Genomic DNA, 17,650 nt, shown 5'->3' with positions numbered 1-17,650 from the left:
CCGACGCCCGGATCCTGGCGGGTCGTAGGGTAATCACATGCCGCGTTTCCGCCAGATTCTTGATGACCTGCCCGCTTACCGGGCGGGGAAGGCCGTGGTGTCCGCCGACGGCCGATCGTTCAAGCTGTCCTCCAACGAGTCCCCGTACGACCCGCTGCCGTCCGTGGTCGAGGCCATCGCCGCCGCCGCGCGCGAGGTCCACCGCTATCCCGACCCGGCGTGCGTACGGCTCACCGAGGCCCTGGCCGCGCGGTTCGGCGTCCCGCAGGAGCACATCGCGCTCGGTGCCGGGTCCGTGACGGTCGCCCAGCAGCTCTTCGAGACGGTGAGCGACCCCGGCGCCGAGGTGATCTACGCCTGGCGCTCGTTCGAGGCGTACCCGCTGCTCGCCGACCTCGCGGGCGTGACCTCCGTCCGGGTGCCGCTGGCCGACGAGACCCACGACCTCGAGGCGTTCGCCGCGGCGATCACCCCGCGCACGCGCATGATCTTCGTGTGCAACCCGAACAACCCGACCGGCACGGTCAACCGCGCCGCCGAGCTGCTGGCGTTCCTGGACAAGGTGCCCGAGGACGTGCTCGTCGTCCTGGACGAGGCCTACCGCGAGTACGTGCGCGACGCCGACGTGCCCGACGGGCTCGGCCTGTACGCCGACCGGCCGAACGTCGCCGTGCTGCGCACCTTCTCCAAGGCTTACGGCCTCGCGGGGCTGCGGGTGGGCTATCTGATCGCCCAGGAGCCGATCGCCTCGGTCGTGCGCAAGACGATGATGCCGTTCGCGGTGAACAGCATCGCGCAGGCCGCCGCGGTCGCGTCCCTCGCCGCCGAGGACGAACTGCTCGAACGGGTCGAGACGGTCGTCAAGGAGCGCACGCGGGTGCGCGAGGCGTTGCTCGGGCAGGGCTGGCGGGTGCCGCCCACCGAGGCCAACTTCGTGTGGCTGCGCCTCGGTGAGCGCACGGGCGAGTTCGCCGGGCACTGCGCGGTCGACGGCGTGGCGGTGCGCCCGCTCGGGGAGGGCTGCCGCGTCTCCATCGGGTCGCCCGAGGCCAACGACACCTTCCTCTCCGCCGCCGAGAGGTTCAGGAAGGGCTGAGCTCCGCCTCGCCCGCCGGCGCGTCGCTCGTGGCGCGCCGGCCGCGGCGTTCGGTCGAGACCACCAGGGCCACGCCGAGGACGATCACGACCCCGGCGGCGACCATCTGCGCCGTCACGTCCTCGCCCAGCACGCTCACGCCGAGCAGGACGGCCACGACCGGGTTGACGTAGGCGTAGGTCGACGCCAGCGAGATGGAGGCGTTGCCGAGCAGCCACACGTACGAGGTGAAGCCCACCAGCGAGCCGACGAGGATCAGATAGGCCAGCGCGACCCACGAGCCCGTGCTGATCGCGTCCACGTGCGGGCGTTCGCCGAGCAGAGGGCCGATGACGAGCATCGCGAGGCCGCCGACGGTCATCTCGACCGCGCTGGCCGCGAACGGGTCCTTCGGCATGCGGATCCGGCCGGACAGGAACGAGCCGAGCGACCAGGCCAGCGCCCCGCACAGGATGATGACGACGCCCGTCACGCTGCCGCCTCCGCCGCCGGTCAGCGAGAGCCCGGCCACGCCGCAGAAGCCGACGAGCACCCCGGCCACGGTGAGCGTGTGCGGGCGGTCGCGGGCCAGCACGCGGAAGATGACCAGCCACAGCGGCACGGACGCCACCAGCAGCGCGGCGAGGCCCGTGGATATGTACTGCTCGGAGAGCGACACCAGGCCGTTGCCCGCCGTGAGGAGGAGGACGCCGACGACGCAGGCGCCGAGGAACTCCGCGCGGGTCATGCGGAAGACCGCGCGTCCGCGGCGGAGCAGGAGGACGGAGGCGAGGACGAGCGCGGCCACGAGGAAACGGATGCCGCCGCTGAGCATCGGGGGAATGGTCTCGATGGTGATCCGGATGCCGAGGTAGGTCGATCCCCAGACGACGTAGACGGTCGCCAGGGCGGCCCAGACTCTCATGTCACGAGTGTTCTGCCCCATGGCTCATGACATTATCGGTCGGCTCTGTACTGGTTCGCGCGGGTTTCGGACTGTGAGATTCGGGGGTTGTCGGTACTAGCACAGGTTTGTCCACATGGTGTGGATAACCGGGAGGAAGAAGGCCGCCGAACATCACATTTCCGCATCTGAGCCGGGGTGCCGGTGAACGTCCCCCGCGGCGCGAGTTTTCCACAGCCTGTGGATATCGCCCTCTACTGCTCCCCGTGCCAGGTCGGAGAGCGCTCTCGTCCACACGTTCGAACGATGAGCCGAAATCACCTGCCGCCCCGAACCGCCGTGCCGGAGGCGCGGCCATAGGCACTGTTCGGGGCGCGGCGATGTTCTGGAGCCGTCAGGCGCAAGGGTGAACAACGATCCCTTGCGCCTGACGGTGGAAGAACGCCGCCTAAAGGAGCGCCCCGAACCCGCCGAGCGGAGCGAGGCCATAGGCACAGCGCCCCGAACACGCCGTGCCGAAGGCGCGGCCATAGGCATGGGTCAACCCGCCCCACACGGGGTGACCCGTTTCGAAACGCTAGCGCGGACCCAGCTTCTCCACGATGAGCCGGTAGAGCTGGCGCGGACGCCCCGGCTGCGGTGTTCGATTCGGCGGTAGCGGCCACGCGAGTCCCTCGTCAACCAGCGTGCGCAGCAGTCGCCGGGCCGTGCGGGGAGTCACTCCGAGCATGCGCCCGGCGCTCTCCGCGTCCACGATCGTGTCGCCGCCCTCCAGCTTGGCGGCCAGCCGTGCGAGCACCTCCACGCCCTTCGGCCTGCCCTGACCGGGCGCCTGAGGAGGCATCCGGGGAGCGGGCACCAGCGTGCGGCCCTCCCTGTCCACCGCGAAGCCCTGAGGCTGCTTCCCCGCTTGTGTGCGGGCCAGGGCGGCCCTCGCGTGGCTCTCCGCGTCGTGAGTGGTACGGCCCATGCCCACGCCCACCTCGACCGCCAGGCCGAGCTCGTCGCGGATGCGCGCGGCGAAGGGCAGGATGCGGAAGCCGTCGGTGGCGGCGGCCATCGAGCCGCGCGTCGCCGTGACCAGGTAGCTGTGATCGTCGATTGCCCATACGGCGGCGTTCATCCTGTTGGCTTCCTGCACCAGCAGCCGGTGCAGGGAGAGCCTCAGCTCGTCACGCCAGTACCTGGGTGCGGCCCGCCGTACGGGCTCGCGTAACGTCGGCACCTCGATCAGCACGACGGTGAGCTGGGATTCCTCCAGCCTGTGGTGCGCGCCGAGCAGCGCCGCGGTGTGCAGCGCCGAGCGGATCGCCGCCGAGGTCGGCCGCACGCGCACCGTCGGCACGCCCGCCGCAGTCAGACGGTCGGCCACCGCGGGCAGGCACGTGAGCGCGCCAGTGGTGCTCCCCTGCCTGATCAGGCGCTCGTGGTAGGCCGCCACCGTTCCCGTCGCCCCGGGCTCCTCCCGGGTCTGCACGCCCGCCGTCGGAAGGCCGAGGTCGGCGTACGCCTCCTCGACATCCGACCGGCTGAGCAGGTCGACGCTGACCCTGCGCGGGTCGATGCGTTCGTCCAGCGCCGCCCGGGCGAGCGCCGCGGTGAGCGCCGGGCCGCCGAGCTGCACATACGTCGCGGGGATCGTCAGGACCCCCGAGCGCCTCGCCAGCTCGTACGGCACGGGGCTCGCGAACAAGCACGCGTCCACCCCCGGTCCGAGCCGGACGACCTTGTCCGCCGCCTCCTGTTCGTCTCGGTAAGCCGCGGCGACGAGCCGGCTGGGTACCGGTGCCGCCGCATGCCCCATCAGCATCACTCGCTCGACCAGATCGTGGGGTCCCACCACCCCGATCGTGAGGTCCGGGGCCGACGCGCCCACGCGCGACCCCCGAGGAGTTTCTTCGGCCCTCTCGACCAATGTTCGTCCCATCCCGCCATACCTCTGCTCGAGGCCGCCCCGCCGTACGGTGTCGTGAACCGGCGTTCCGGTCCCGTTCGCGCCCGGCAATGCGACCTCCAATCCACTGGTCGATTCCGCCGCGTGGGGGCCGCCGGGCGGGCCGCCGTCAGGCGATCCAGGGCGTTCCCGGCGCGGGTTCTTCTCCCATCCGGTCTAGTCCTCTTTGGAACGATCGCTCGCCAAGGCACTAATGTCACGCCCGGATTTGCCGGAATGCGACCGAGCCATGCCGACAAGGTATGGATGAGATGGTCATAAGAACAGGTCAGAGGCGGTTTACGGGCTCAGTCACGAGCTAGAGGAAATTTCTCTTACCACATCTCCACCCAGGGCCTTCATACGCGCCGCGAGGTCGTGGTGGCCCCGGTCGATGAGATATCCAGGCGCGACGACGGTCTCACCGGAGGCCGCCAGACCCGCCAGCACGAGCGCGATTCCGGAACGCAGATCGTGCGCGGTCACATCTGTTCCGGTCAGGGCGGTGGGACCGTGGACGACGGCCCGGCTTCCCTCGACCTCGATGCGCGCGCCCATCTTGTTCAGCTCGCCCGCGAGCGCGAACCGGCCGTCGAAGATGCGCTCGTGGATGTAGCTCGCGCCGTCGGCCAGCGAGGCCACGCTCATGATGGGGGACTGCAGGTCCGTCGCGAAGCCCGGGTAGGTGTCGGTGATCACGTTGATCGGCCGCAGCGACCGGTCGCGGCGTACGTGGAGCACCGCGCCGTCGGTCGCGAACTCGACGCCCATCTGCTCCAGCTTCCAGCGCACGACGCCCAGGTGCTCCAGCGACGCGCCGACGAGGTTGACCTCGCCGCTCGTGATGGCCGCGGCCATCGCGAACACGCCGGCGTCCAGCCGGTCCGGCATGACCTGGTGCTCCACGGCCGTGAGCTCGTCCACGCCCTCGACGGTGATGAAGCCGGTGCCGCCGCCGCTGATGCGCGCGCCCATCTTGGTGAGCATGTCGATGACGTCGAGGACCTCCGGCTCCAGCGCGGCGTTCTCGATGATCGTCGTGCCGTTGGCCAGGGCCGCCGCCATGATGAGGTTCTCGGTGCCCGTGTGCGAGGGTGTGTCGAGGTACAGCGGCGCGCCGATCAGCCCGGCCGCCTTGACGTGGATGACGCTCTCGCCCTCATCCACCATCGCGCCGAGCCGCTTGTACCCGAGGTAGTGGAAGTCGAGGTTGCGGCTACCGAGGTTGCAGCCGCCGACGCCCTCGATGAGCGCCTCGCCGAGCCGGTGCAGCAGCGCCGGGACGAACAGGACGGACCCGCGGAACCGCCGGGCGATCTCGGCGGGCAGCACGGCGCTGGTCAGCCGCGAGGCGTCGATGACCAGCGTGCGCTCCGCCTCGTGCAGCTCCACCTTCGCGCCCACGGCCTCCGCCAGCTCGACGGCGCGCCGGACGTCTTCGATGATCGGCACGTTGCGCAGGACCGTGCGGCCTTCGGAGGCGAGCAGAGCCGCACCGATCATCGGGAGCACGGCGTTCTTGGCTCCCTGGATGAAGGCGGTTCCGCGCAGGGCGTTGCCACCGCGCACGCGGTAACGAACCATATGATGTGGCTCCTCGAAATCATGGAATCGTGGAAATGACGCGCCTGACATGCGGACGGCGGCGAAGTTATCCGCCCACAGTAGCCGTTTCCGGATGCCTGCCCGGGCCGTTTCCGTTCAGTCCTCCGCCCGTGGAACGGGCGTCGCTCACCGTGCCGGCCGGGACGCCGCGCCCGCGGGAAGATCCGGGGACGCGGCGCTGAGCAGCGTGTTCGCGCGCTGGTCGACGATACGCGTGACAAGCTGCTGCGCGTAGCCGAACACCACGGCCCACACCAGGATCGCCGTCTGCGAGCTGAGCCCGGAGAACCCCGGCACGAACCCGGAGTTGAGGATGAGCAGGCCCGCGATCGCGGTCGCGACGCCCGCCGGCGCCTTCAGCAGGTTCTGCGCGACGGCGAGCGAGTAACGCGTGGACAGCTCCGAACGGGTGGACAGGCTCGCCGCGGTGGCAAGCGCGGCGCCCAGCATGCCGAGCAGCGCGACCAGCGGCACGTCCCCGTGGGACGGCGCGCCGTCGCCGCTCGGGCACACCTGACCGCCGGACACGCCGAGGCTGGCCAGCAGCATGCGGTTGCCGCACATGGGGATCGCCGACGGCCAGGCCGAGGCGACGGCGACCAGCCCGGCCACGATGACCGTCAGCGCCGCCACGCCGCCGAGCAGCATGTTGCGGAAGCTGCGCACCCGGTTGCTCTCGATCGCCGCGGTGGCGTACGCGGCGCGCAGCACCGACTGCAGCAGCGACCGGTCGGCTTCGGCGATGTCGCCCGCGGCGAGGCGGGTCGCGAGCTGGGCGATGCGCGCGTCGTCCGCAGGCAGGTACGCGCGGCCGACCGCCAGCACCTCGGGCGCCCTCGGGTTCAGCTCGCGCTCCGGGAGCATGCCGAACAGCATGACGGTCGCGCCGTACAGGTTCGCCCACGCGCCCTCGATGGCCTGACCGGTCAGCCAGCGCCGCCAGCCCTGGCGCTCCTTGACGTACTCGCGCGCGACGCCGAGCTGGCGCAGGATCGAGGCGTGCAGCGCGATCATCGCCGGGTCGCCAGGGCGGGCCGCGAGGCAGCGTTCGGCGTCGGCCTGCACCTCCTCGGCGCGCGAGGCGATGGCCACCCGCCACACGCCGGGCCAGCGCGGCGACTCACGGTCGCCGGGAACCTCCGGCGCCTCGTTCCCCCGCACCGCCGGCTCGGCAGTCATATGTGCGCTCCTCCCGGATTCGCCCCTTTCCGGATCATCGCGGGTGGCGGGCGTCCGCGCCACACCACCCGTCTCATCGTGACGCGGAAGTCACCTGCCGCCCTTCCAGGCGCGCGCGTGCGGGCCGGCCCGCCACCGTGCGGGAGATCGCGGCGGGGACGCCTTTCCAGGCGCGCGTGTGCGGGCCCTGGCGCGCTGGGAGCGCTTCCAGGGATGGCTGCGTGCTCCAGAGCGTCCTGGGCGCGCCCAAGAGCCGTTCTAGGCGCGTGCGGCGATGTCGGAGCGGTGGTGGGAGCCGCGCAGCCGGACGCGGTCCACGAGCGCGTACGCGGCGGCGCGCGCGGCGGCGACGTCCGGACCCGTACCGACGACGCTGAGCACCCGGCCGCCCGCCGAGACCACCCGGCCCTCGGCGTCGAACGCCGTGCCCGCGTGGATGACGTACGCGTCCTTCACCGGGGTCGAAAGGCCCTCGACGCGGTCGCCCTTCACCGGGTCGCCCGGGTAGTTCTCGGCGGCCACGACTACCGTCACGGCCGCGCCGTCGCGGTACCTCGGCGCGGGCTCGTCCGCCAGCGTGCCGGTCGCGCAGGCGTACAGCAGACCCGCGAGCGGGGTCTCCAGGCGATCCAGCACGACCTGCGTCTCCGGGTCGCCGAAGCGCGCGTTGAACTCGATGACCCGCGGGCCCGAGGACGTCAGCGCCAGCCCCGCGTACAGCACCCCCGCGTACGGCGTGCCGCGCCGGGCCAGCTCGCGGACGGTGGGTAGCACGACCTCGTCCATGACGCGCTCGGTGAGCCACTGCGGCGCCCACGGCAGCGGGGTGTAGGCGCCCATGCCGCCGGTGTTCGGGCCCTCGTCGCCGTCGTAGGCGCGCTTGAAGTCCTGCGCGGGCTGCAGCGGCACGGCCGTCGCGCCGTCGCACAGCGCGAACAGCGACACCTCGGGACCGTCGAGGTACTCCTCGATGACGACGCGCTCGCACGCCGCCGAGTGGGCCAGCGCCTCGTCGCGGTCGGACGTCACCACGACGCCCTTGCCGGCCGCGAGCCCGTCGTCCTTCACGACGTACGGCGCGCCGAACGCGTCCAGCGCGGCCTCGGCCTCCTGGCGGGTGACGCACACGCGCGCGCCCGCCGTCGGCACGCCCGCCGCCGTCATCACGTCCTTGGCGAACGCCTTGGAACCCTCGATGCGTGCGGCCTGCGCGGACGGGCCGAAGCAGGCGATGCCCGCCGCGCGCACGGCGTCGGCGACGCCCGCCACCAGCGGCGCCTCGGGGCCGACCACGACGAGCTCGGCGCCGAGGCGCGTGGCCAGCGCGGCGACCGCCCGCGGGTCGGTGGGTACCACCGGATGTACGGTGGCCACCGCGGCGATGCCGGCGTTGCCGGGGGCGCAGTGCAGCTCCGACACCGAGGGGTCCAGCCCGAGGGCACGGCACAGGGCGTGCTCACGGCCGCCGGATCCAATCACAAGAACGCGCACGTGGGGAGTCTACGGGTCGGTTCCGGGGTCACCGGACCGCGTCCCGTGTTCCTGTCAGGGGGGTTCGGGGGTGGCGCGACGCTTGCTGGTCACGCACTGGTGAACGGCCTTTGTGCCGATATTCATGATCGAACCGGTAAGGGCGTTGTAGGCTAGGGGAGCAGCCCCGCCTGTGGTAGGTTGGGGCAGCTCTGGCTTGTCTCTCGGCGATTGGAGGTGGACTCGGGATGACTTCTGGTGATCCCAGCAGTACGTGCTCGCGCACGTACGTCGTGCGCAAACCCGACCACTCCAACTCGGTGTCCGACTGAGAGCCACGCGCTGACTTCCTCTTAGCGGCCGTTCGCCGCCCTTGACTCATTCGCGCATGGCTCCGCCAGGTCGGGCGGGAAGGGACCGCCATGCGCTCCTCCACCCTGTTCCAGCGGATCAACCTGCACCAGCGCCCCGCCCACGTGCGCCTCAGTGCCTCCCCCGGCGCGAAGGGCTCCCGACGTGAGCCGAACGGCCGGTGCGTGCCCCCGAGCGACTCCGTCGTGGAGTTCGGCGCCTACATCGGCGGCAAGCGTGTCGACGTCCCCGGCATCCCCGAGGCCGTCACCCTGGTTCGTGAGCACAACGCCGCCTCCGAGACCGGCGGCGCCTACGTCTGGGTCGGCCTGCACGAGCCCGATGCGCCCGAGGTCGGCTGGCTGGCCGAGATCTTCGGCCTCCACCCCCTCGCCGTCGAGGACGCCGTGAAGGCCCACCAGCGCCCCAAGGTCGAGCGCTACGGTGACTCACTGTTCGTCGTGCTCAAGACCGTCGCCTACCTCGACCACGACGAGCCGGACGACTCCCACCAGATCATCGCCACCGGCGAGATCATGGTGTTCGTCGGGTCCGACTTCGTGGTGACCGTCCGCCACGGCGAGCAGTGTCCCCTGGCCGACGTGCGCAGGCGCCTCGAAGACAAGCCGAAGCTGCTCGCGCGCGGGCCCTCCAGCGTGCTGCACGCCATCGCCGACCACGTCGTCGACAGGTACCTCTCGGTGTCCGATCTGATGCAGGCCGAGCTGGAAGAGGTCGAGGCCGCCGTCTTCGCCGACGTCAGCTCCCGCGACATCAGCCGCATCTACCAGCTCAAGCGCGAGATGATCGAGATGAAGCGCGCGGTCACGCCGTTGCAGACTCCGTTCAACGCGCTGCCCACCCGCCGCATGATCCCCTCCGAGATGCGCGAGTACTTCCGCGACGTCGTCGACCACCTCTCGCGGGTCTGCGAGCAGGTCGAGTCGTCCAACGAGCTGTGCAACTCCATCCTCCAGGCCGCGCTCGCGCGCTCCAACGCGCTCGCGAACGAGGACATGCGCAAGATCTCGGCATGGGTCGCCATCATCTCGGTCCCCACGATGATCGCCGGCATCTACGGCATGAACTTCCGCCACATGCCCGAGCTGTCCGCCATCTGGGGCTATCCGGTCGTGCTCGGCTTCATGCTCGTCGTCTGCTCGCTGCTCTACCGAGGGTTCCGCCGTAACAGCTGGCTTTGACCGTGGCCCTGACCGGGCGGCGGCGGTGCTGAACGTACCGGCCTGAACATTCCGGCCTGACTGACCGGCCCCCCGAGCCGGTCGGCGCTGGGCGTGTGGTGGCGGTGGCCGGTGTCGGCCGGTGCCGCGTCGGCCGGTGCCGCTCAGACAGGCCAGGACTCCTGGCGCCACGCGGCGTCCCAGAACATCCACTCATAGCGAGCCGTCGTGACGAAGTGCTCGAGCGCGACGGCGCGCTGCCGGGGCGTCGAGTCCGCGCCGGTACGGTCGATCAGGTCGACGACCCGGCGCACCACCTTCTGGAATGTCGGGTCCGCGTAGGCGGCGATCCACTGCGCGTACAGCGGGTCGGGCGACGACTTCGCGAGCAGCGTCTCGCCCATGCGGGCGTAGATCACGTAGCAGGGCAGCACCGCGGCCAGGGCGTCCAGGAACGAGCCCCCGTACACCGTGGCCAGCAGGTAGCTCGTGTACGCGCGGGTGGTCGGCGTGACGGGCAGCTTCTCGGCCTCCTCGGCCGAGCCGCCGAGCTGGAACATGAACTCCGAATGCATCTCCTGCTCGGTCGCGACCGCGTTCACCGCGTCGTGCGCGAACGCGCGTACGTGGTCCTCGCTGGGCGACTTCGCCGCGCACAGCGCGAGGGCCCGGGCGTAGTCGCGCAGGTAGTGGGAGTCCTGCACGACGAAGTGGCGGAACGTGTCGTGGGGCAGCGTGCCGTCGACCAGGCCCGTGATGAACGGGTGGTCGAGGATGGCCGTGAATGTGGGCTGGACGGCCTCCCACAGCTCTTCGCTGAACGGGCTGGACGACACCGTCAACGTGGCGGTGGACCCGGACGTCTCCATAGAACAGCTCCCTACGCCGGCATGACCCGGTCAGGTTCGAGCGGTCTGCGGCCGCAGCAGCCACACTCTCAGCCCGGTGCGCCGGGCTCCCGCGGTTGTCCTGGCAAGGCTAACGCGACCGTGTGATCGAGGCTAACCCAACATCGCTAACTCCGGCCCCGCAAAACCCCCAACCCACCCCCACCCCACGACTCACCCCACCAAATCACCTGACATAACCGAATACAAGCCATATCGCCCCCCAAACCAAGCAGAACCCGCCCCCACGAAGGCCAGACCGCCACCGTCGCAAGCGGGTCCCCGCTGGAACTGGTCCTCGCCTCCGCACCCGGGGGGCGCTCCGGCTCGGGCCCTGTTGTTGCCGACTGCTGATCGCTGGATGCTTCGAGTCGTCGTCCACCGGCTTCATGAGCCTCTTACGTGCCTGGCGCGATCTCGTCCCGGCTAGGAGTGGACGATGGGCGAGCTGAACATCCGTATGCAGTATCTGTGGCTCATTGTGGATGGGGTGAAGATTGTGGGCACCGTGTGCCTGATTTGCGCGCGGTCGTACCTAAATTGATTTGGCTCGATATATGAGTATTGGATTGCCTTCTGGGTGTTCGGATGATTATCTGTCGAAGTTTTGTTCGGACTTTGCCCTCCTGCTAATGTCCTGGCCATGCCCTCGTTGGAACATGAAGCATTCATTATGCTTTTCAAGAACCGCCCTGAAATGGCCGCGGAGTTGCTGGTCCGCGCCTTGGGGTTGACGCTTCCGAGCTACCGTGAGGCCAGGATCGAATCGGGTGATCTCACGCAGTGCCCACCGGTGGAGTACCAGGCGGACGCGGTGGTGACGTTCTCGGACAAAAAGCCGGTGCTCACCGTCGTGGTGGAGGTGCAACGAGGCCGTGACCACGGCAAGCGATGGAGTTGGCCGGTGTATCTGGCGGCGGTGCGGGCGCGGGCGCGCTGCCCCGCGATCCTGCTGGTCATCTGCCCTGACGCGCCCACCGCCCGGTGGTGCATGAAACCGATCGACATGGGGCATCCCGGCTGGCGGCTGGTTCCGCTGGTCGCGGGCCCGGACGCGTTCCCGACCTTGACGGACCCGGCCGAGGCGATCAATGCGCCGGAACTCGCGGTGCTGTCGGCGGTGGCCCATGGCGGCGACCTGGACGGCCAGCCGGTTCTGGAGGCCTTCCACGCCGCCCTGACCGCCCTCGATGACGAGCGGTCCCGGTTGTACGCTGACTTTGTTCTGAAGATGCTCCCTGAGCTGGCTCGCAAGCATATGGAGGAATTAATGGCCGTGGGGACCTACGAGTACCAGAGCGACTTCGCGAAGAAGTACGTCGCGGAGGGTAAGGCGGAGGCGATCGTGATGATCCTGAACGGTCGCGGGCTTTCCGTTTCGGAAGAGGCGTGTAGTCGCATTCTGGGGTGTACGGATGCGGCGCAGTTGGACATATGGCTCCAGCGGGCGCTGACGGTCGCTTCCGCTGAGGATGTGTTCGCCTGACAGATCAAGTGGTTACGGCAGCTCCGTCAGGGGTGACGGGTCCGTGATGGGGTTGAGGGCCACGTCCTACGAGTACCAGAGCGACTTCGCCAAGAAGTACATCGCGGAAGGCAAAGCGCAAGGCAAGGCGGAGGGTAAGGCGGAGGCGATCGTGATGGTTCTGGACGGTCGCGGGCTTTCCGTTTCGGAGGAGGCGTGTAGTCGCATTCTGGGGTGTACGGATGCGGCGCAGTTGGACACATGGCTCCAGCGGGCGCTGACGGTCGCTTCCGTTGAGGATGTGTTCGCCTGACAGATCAAGTGGTTACGGCCGCTTCGTCAGTGGTGACGGCATGCGCTCCACGTTGTACTGCCGCGCGTACACCAGATGCGTCCGGACGTCCGGCCACCGCCCCGCGCTGACGAGGGCCGGCGGGCCGAGTGCCGCGAGCGCTTCGGCCGATGGCAGGGCGGCCATCCCCTGGCGGGTGAGCCGATCGGTGTGGTGGTCAGGGGACGATGCGCAGCTGGGGGCGGTGGTCCGGGAGGCCGAGGAGTTGGCGGGCGCGGGGGACCGTCCAGGCCAGTTGGGTGGCCAGGGCGGGCATGGTGAGGCCCGTCTCGGCCGCCGCCAGGTCGAACGCCTGGGACAGCAGGACCGGATGCTCGCCCGGATAGCCGGTTATGGGCTCGTTGGCGAACCCCGGCTGATCGCGCAGGGCCGCGAGGCGCTGGTACGCGCGGCCGGCGGCAGAGTCCGACAGCAGGCCCACCTCGCGGCAGCGGTACAGCAGGGAGTCGACTGAGACGCCCCACACGTGCTTGAGCTCGGCCAGGCGGCGCAGGTCCAGGCGGCGGGGGAGGTCGGGCAGGATGCTGTCGCGCGGCGTGAGGAACTCGGCGGCGAAGGTGTCGGCCTCGCGCTCCTGCTGGACGTCGCCCGCCGCCGTCTCGCCGTGCAGGACGAGATGCCCCAGCTCGTGGGCGGCGGTGAAGCGGTAGCGGTGGATGTCGTCGAAGCGGTTGGCGGTCAGCACGACGATCGGCCGGGGGAGCTGCGACGTCGAGAACGCGTCGACCGTCGTCGCGTCCTCGTCGGGCGGGGGCAGGACGACGACGATGCCGTGGGCCTCCATCTGGCGCACCAGGTGGGCGATCGGGCCGGTGCCGAGGCCCCAGTGGCGACGCAGCTCGCGGGCGGCGGCGGCCGGGTCGCGGGGCAGCTCGACACCCGAGTGGACCTCTCCGCCGGAGAAGCCGGGCAGGTCGACGTGCGGCAGCCGTACGCGCTTCTCCAGGGCGTGGGTGAGCTCCCAGACCTGCTCGACGAACGCGACGGCCTTGACCCGCTGGTGGACGCGGGTGGAGCGCAGGCTGCGGAAGTGCGCCATCGACCCGTCCAGCTTGGCGTGCGGGCGGCCCGGCAGGAAGAACGCCATGGGCACGCCGAGGGACTCGGCCAGCCGGGGGACGAGGTCGGGCCGCGGGTGGGTGGCGCCGGTCTCGTACTGCCCGACCGCCGCCGGGGTGACGCCGATGCGCTCGGCGAGGTCCTTTTTGGTCAGCCCGGCGAGCCGCCGCGCCTGGGTGAGGCGCGCCTGGTCGAAGGCGTCGGCGACGGCCTGCGGCGTGGGCCCGCCTCGTGCTCCCGAGCCCGCCTGGTCGAAGAGGCGGATCTGGCCACGAGCCGGGCCAGGGTGCCGGCCGCCGTCATCCTTACGCTCGCTCATCGGCGTCGGCGGTCCGCGGTTCGTCGTGGGGCTCGCTGAAGACGGGGAACAGCGCGGGGTTCTCGCGTTCCACGGCCGGGCGGCGGGTGAGCGTGAGGTCCGGCTCGGCGGCGGCGTCGAAGCGGGCGGCGACCTCCGGACGGTCGTCCAGCGGCAGGGCCTGCGGCGTCCACGGCGAGGAGGCGGCGAGCAGCGGGATCGGCTCGTAGTGGAGCCAGTGGATGTGCCCTATGTCGTCGATCAGCTCGGCCTCGCCCCAGAAGAGCCGCAGCAGGCCGGCCTGCGAGTTCGCGGCGTAGGCGACCGGGATCAGCCGCGTGTCGGCGGGCAGCTCGGCGAGGAGGGGACGCACCTCGTCCAGCTCGTCGTCGCCCTCGTCCACGCCGAGGTCGAGCTCCTCCTGGGTGTAGATCGTCCGGGGGCCGTAGCGGGTGAACAGCTCGCGGGCGAGCGCCGAGATGCGCCCGTCGCTGACGCGGGCCTCGGAGATCGGGGTCGTGTCGTCCTCGGCGTAGCGGAAGGGCAGGAACAGGTTGCCGTCCAGGACGACGAGGTGGTGCGGCGAGCGGTAGGGCCGGATGACCTGGAACCCCGGCTCGGTCCTGAAACCGGCCACCAGCGCCTCGTAGCGCCGCGCCATCAGCGTCGAGCCGTACGCGTACCGCTTGTCGCTTCTGGACCACTTCTGCGCGTCCTGAGCGTTCTCGGCGGCCTCTTTGAGGGACGCGGCGAGCCGGTTTCTCACGTCCGCGGCACGCACGCCGAAGCGCTCGATGGCCCAGCTCGACATGCGCGGCTCAATGCGCGGCTCCGCCTGCATCGGTGACCTCCGGTCGTGGGCGTCCTGGCGCCGGGATCGCCTCAGGACGATGATCCCGCCACTTTAGTTCTCCGCACGATACTCCCGCGCCCACTCCAGTTGATGTTGTGACCCGCCGAGCATCGCGGACGGATCGCGGACGCCGTACGCCCGGCCGCGAACCGGTCGAACCACGGCGATCACGGGCGAGTGGGACTCGGGCTCACGGCCGGACGGGGCAGGGCGAGGCCGCGCCGCGTCCACAGGTCGCGCATGCGGTCCGGGTAGTCGGTGACGATGCCCGCGACGCCGAGGTCGAGCAGGCGCGCGGCCTCCTCGGGGTCGTTGACCGTCCACACGGCGACCGGCAGCCCGGCCTTCGCGGCCTGGGACATCAGCTCCTCGTCCACCAGCACGCGGTCGGGCGACAGGGTGGTGGCCCCGATGGAGGCCGCGGCCGCCGCGATGTCGCCGCCGAAGTCGGCGACGTGGTCGAGGCCGAGCCAGGCCGGGTCCAGCGTCGCCTTCTCGACCAGGGCGTAGCGCAGCGGCACCAGGTCGCGGGCGACGCGCAGGACGCGCCAGTCGAAGCTGAGGATCGCCGCGCCGTCCAGCCGCTTGTGCCGCTCCAGCTCGGCGACGACCAGCTCGGTCACCTCGCACGGGTCGCCGGACAGGTCGGGCCGGGTGGGGTCGGACTTGATCTCGACGTTCATCCGCACGTCGTCGGCCCCGTACGCGGAGGCGAGGCCGAGCACGGCGCCCAGTGTGGGCATGCGGGCGCCGGGCACGCGGGCCTGGGTGGCGGCGAAGCGGTCGTCCTTGGTCCTGGGGTGGCGCACGCCGACGTCCAGCATGCGCAACTGCGTCAGCGTGAGCGACCGGATCGGCTTGCCGACGTACGGGAAGTCGGGGTCGTCCTCCGTGAAGGGCGCGGTGTCGGCGCTGGTCACGGCCGACACCGTCAGGTCGTGGGTCAGCACCAGCCTGCGGTCGGCGCTGAGCGCGACGTCGAACTCGATCGCGTGGACGCCGAGCTCGAGCGTGAAGGCCATGCCGGGAAGGGTGTTCTCCGGGCGCAGACCCCGTGCCCCCCGGTGGCCGTGAATCTCCGGTATCTCCACCTGCACACGGCGCACCCTATCGTCCACGTGCCCTGACCTCGTTCAGGCGGGGCCGTGAACGCGCGCCGGAACGCCCTTCCGGCGCGCGCAGGAGCCGTGACCGGGGGAGATCACGGGCCGCCCGTCAGATCAGCGGGCGCAGCGAGAGCGTCTGGGTGCGGCCGGGGCCGACGCCGATGGCCGAGATGCGCGCCCCGCTGAGCTCCTCCAGCGTCCGCACGTAGTCCTGGGCGTTCTTGGGCAGGTCCTCGAAGGACTTGGCCTCGGTGATGTCGTCCTCCCAGCCCGGGAACTCCTCGTAGATCGGCTTGGCGTGGTGGAAGCCGGTCTGCGTCATCGGGATCTCCTCGTGGCGCACGCCGTCCACGTCGTAGGCGACGCAGACCGGGATGCGCTCCAGGCCGGACAGGACGTCCAGCTTGGTGAGGAAGAAGTCGGTGACGCCGTTGATGCGGGTGGCGTACCGGGCGATGATCGCGTCGAACCAGCCGCAGCGGCGGTTGCGGCCGGTGGTCACGCCGTACTCGCCGCCGGTGGTGCGCAGCCAGTCGCCCATCTCGTCGGTCAGCTCGGTCGGGAACGGCCCGGAGCCGACGCGCGTGGTGTACGCCTTGAGGATGCCGATCACGCGGGTGAGCCGCGTGGGCGGGATGCCCGAGCCGATGCAGGCGCCGCCGGAGGTCGGCGAGGACGACGTCACGAACGGGTAGGTGCCGTGGTCGATGTCGAGCAGGTTGCCCTGGCCGCCCTCCAGCAGGACGACCTTGCCGTCGTCGAGCGCCTTGTTGAGGATGAGCGAGGTGTCGGCGATGTGCGGCTTGAGCCGTTCGGCGTAGCCGAGGTACTCCTCCAGGACCTTCGCCGCGTCGATGCCCCTGCGGTTGTAGACCTTGGTCAGCACCTGGTTCTTCTCGTTCAGCGCGACCTCGATCTTCTGGCTGAGGATGCCCGGGTCGAGCAGGTCCTGCACGCGGACGCCCATGCGCGCGATCTTGTCGCCGTACGCCGGGCCGATGCCGCGCCCGGTGGTGCCGATGCGGGCCTTGCCCAGGTAGCGCTCGGTCACCTTGTCCAGCGCCTTGTGGTGGGGCATGATCAGGTGCGCGCTGGCCGAGATCAGCAGGCGGTCGCACGAGATGCCGCGCTCCAGCAGGCCGTCGATCTCCGAGAGCAGCACCCCCGGGTCGATCACCACACCGTTGCCGATCACCGGGACGACGTCGGGCGAGAGCACGCCGGTGGGCAGCAGGTGAAGGGCGTACTTCTGGTCGCCGATCACGACCGTGTGGCCCGCGTTGTTGCCGCCCTGGTAGCGGACGACGTAGTCCACCTCACCGCCCAGCAGGTCGGTGGCCTTACCTTTGCCCTCATCGCCCCACTGGGCGCCCACGAGAACGACAGCCGGCATGGTTAACTCCCGCACACAAAAACGTAAACCCCTGGCGCAAGTGCGACAGGGGCTCTTGCGTTGAGAGACTACCCGAGCAGGCTGATGCCGCCCAAGCGTGGCTTAGTGCTTGTTGAGGGCCTTTACCGCCTCCGGGCTGCTGTCACGCAGGAACGTGGAGCAGCGCTCGGCCTCGTCCTTCTCGCCGATCGCCTGCGCGGCGCGGGCGAGGGCGTGCAGGCAGCGCAGGAACCCCCTGTTGGGCGCGTGCTCCCACGGGATGGGGCCGTGGCCCTTCCAGCCGGCGCGCCGGAGCTGGTCGAGGCCCCGGTGGTACCCGGTGCGCGCGAAGGCGTACGACGTCACGGCGTGGCCTTTGGCGAAGAATTCGTCGGCGAGGGCCGCCCAGGCCGCGGAGTAGGCCGGGAAGCGCGCGGCGACATCGCTGGGCTTGGCACCGGATTCAAGGGCCCCCCTCGCGTCGGGGTTGTCCGGAATGAGGGTCGGCGGCGGCCCGGCGAGGAGGTTCTCGTGCGTTTCCATGAACACAGTCTTACCGT

At 70.5% G+C, this 17,650-nt stretch carries 16 protein-coding genes and 1 riboswitch; of the genes, 4 read left to right on the top strand and 12 right to left on the bottom strand.

The genetic code is table 11. The features are described from left to right. Positions 1–37 precede the first annotated feature (37 nt). Entirely contained in the window at positions 38–1,096 is a 1,059-nt protein-coding gene (gene hisC / locus AB0H21_RS20105; RefSeq protein WP_358518418.1) for a histidinol-phosphate transaminase, read from the top strand. On the opposite strand, the gene AB0H21_RS20100 is transcribed toward hisC, so the two are convergent. From AB0H21_RS20100 to purD, 5 genes are all read right to left on the bottom strand, one after another. Then, the gene (locus tag AB0H21_RS20100; RefSeq protein WP_358518416.1) at positions 1,083–2,000 is read right to left on the bottom strand and encodes an EamA family transporter; all 918 of its coding nucleotides are present in this window, start codon (positions 1,998–2,000) and stop codon (positions 1,083–1,085) included. The genes hisC and AB0H21_RS20100 overlap by 14 nt on opposite strands. A gap of 556 nt (positions 2,001–2,556) precedes the next feature. Continuing rightward, positions 2,557–3,789, bottom strand: a complete 1,233-nt coding sequence (locus AB0H21_RS20095; protein WP_358519016.1) for a transcriptional regulator — start codon at positions 3,787–3,789, stop codon at positions 2,557–2,559. Between the two features lie 435 nt (positions 3,790–4,224). Beyond that, a complete protein-coding gene (gene murA, locus AB0H21_RS20090) occupies positions 4,225–5,496 on the bottom strand; it encodes a UDP-N-acetylglucosamine 1-carboxyvinyltransferase (protein ID WP_358518414.1) in 1,272 nt (423 codons plus the stop codon). A gap of 147 nt (positions 5,497–5,643) precedes the next feature. Next, the gene (locus AB0H21_RS20085; RefSeq protein WP_358518411.1) at positions 5,644–6,696 is read right to left on the bottom strand and encodes a hypothetical protein; all 1,053 of its coding nucleotides are present in this window, start codon (positions 6,694–6,696) and stop codon (positions 5,644–5,646) included. Positions 6,697–6,954: 258 nt separating this feature from the next. After that, on the bottom strand, positions 6,955–8,187 hold the full coding sequence (purD, locus tag AB0H21_RS20080) for a phosphoribosylamine--glycine ligase (RefSeq protein ID WP_358518409.1): 1,233 nt from the start codon (positions 8,185–8,187) through the stop codon (positions 6,955–6,957). A gap of 401 nt (positions 8,188–8,588) precedes the next feature. On the opposite strand from purD, the gene AB0H21_RS20075 reads away from it, so the two are divergent. Next, the gene (locus AB0H21_RS20075) at positions 8,589–9,719 is read left to right on the top strand and encodes a magnesium and cobalt transport protein CorA (protein WP_358518406.1); all 1,131 of its coding nucleotides are present in this window, start codon (positions 8,589–8,591) and stop codon (positions 9,717–9,719) included. Positions 9,720–9,862: 143 nt separating this feature from the next. Here AB0H21_RS20075 and tenA read toward each other — a convergent pair whose 3' ends face one another. Beyond that, entirely contained in the window at positions 9,863–10,567 is a 705-nt protein-coding gene (tenA, locus tag AB0H21_RS20070; protein WP_358518404.1) for a thiaminase II, read from the bottom strand. Next, a riboswitch (TPP riboswitch) is annotated at positions 10,559–10,671 on the bottom strand. Its footprint overlaps the gene before it by 9 nt. A 557-nt stretch (positions 10,672–11,228) precedes the next feature. Between tenA and AB0H21_RS20065 the strand changes: the two genes are divergently transcribed. Both AB0H21_RS20065 and AB0H21_RS20060 read left to right on the top strand, forming a co-directional pair. After that, on the top strand, positions 11,229–12,071 hold the full coding sequence (locus AB0H21_RS20065; RefSeq protein ID WP_358518402.1) for a hypothetical protein: 843 nt from the start codon (positions 11,229–11,231) through the stop codon (positions 12,069–12,071). A gap of 46 nt (positions 12,072–12,117) precedes the next feature. Further along, positions 12,118–12,363 carry a hypothetical protein gene (locus AB0H21_RS20060; protein WP_358519013.1) on the top strand — a complete coding sequence of 82 codons (246 nt, stop codon included), beginning with the start codon at positions 12,118–12,120 and terminating at the stop codon, positions 12,361–12,363. Positions 12,364–12,375: 12 nt separating this feature from the next. Here AB0H21_RS20060 and AB0H21_RS20055 read toward each other — a convergent pair whose 3' ends face one another. The 6 genes from AB0H21_RS20055 to AB0H21_RS20030 all read right to left on the bottom strand — a co-directional run bounded on the left by AB0H21_RS20055 (position 12,376) and on the right by AB0H21_RS20030 (position 17,633). Further along, the gene (locus AB0H21_RS20055; protein WP_358518400.1) at positions 12,376–12,528 is read right to left on the bottom strand and encodes a hypothetical protein; all 153 of its coding nucleotides are present in this window, start codon (positions 12,526–12,528) and stop codon (positions 12,376–12,378) included. Positions 12,529–12,559: 31 nt separating this feature from the next. Next, a complete protein-coding gene (locus AB0H21_RS20050; protein ID WP_358518397.1) occupies positions 12,560–13,780 on the bottom strand; it encodes an XRE family transcriptional regulator in 1,221 nt (406 codons plus the stop codon). After that, positions 13,767–14,570 (bottom strand): hypothetical protein, encoded by an 804-nt coding sequence (locus tag AB0H21_RS20045; RefSeq protein ID WP_358518394.1) that lies wholly within the window; start codon positions 14,568–14,570, stop codon positions 13,767–13,769. The genes AB0H21_RS20050 and AB0H21_RS20045 overlap by 14 nt, the downstream gene beginning before the upstream one ends. A gap of 209 nt (positions 14,571–14,779) precedes the next feature. Then, positions 14,780–15,703 carry a glycerophosphodiester phosphodiesterase family protein gene (locus tag AB0H21_RS20040; protein ID WP_358519010.1) on the bottom strand — a complete coding sequence of 308 codons (924 nt, stop codon included), beginning with the start codon at positions 15,701–15,703 and terminating at the stop codon, positions 14,780–14,782. 124 nt (positions 15,704–15,827) lie between these two features. After that, positions 15,828–17,111 (bottom strand): adenylosuccinate synthase, encoded by a 1,284-nt coding sequence (locus AB0H21_RS20035; RefSeq protein ID WP_358518393.1) that lies wholly within the window; start codon positions 17,109–17,111, stop codon positions 15,828–15,830. Positions 17,112–17,213: 102 nt separating this feature from the next. Further along, positions 17,214–17,633, bottom strand: coding sequence for a DUF3151 domain-containing protein (locus AB0H21_RS20030; RefSeq protein ID WP_358518391.1), 420 nt, complete (start codon positions 17,631–17,633; stop codon positions 17,214–17,216). Between the last annotated feature and the right edge of the window lie 17 nt (positions 17,634–17,650).

It is taken from the genome of Sphaerisporangium sp. NPDC051011 (assembly GCF_040653595.1).
Taxonomy (GTDB): Bacteria; Actinomycetota; Actinomycetes; order Streptosporangiales; family Streptosporangiaceae; genus Sphaerisporangium.
This window is presented reverse-complemented; position numbering and strand designations above follow the sequence as displayed.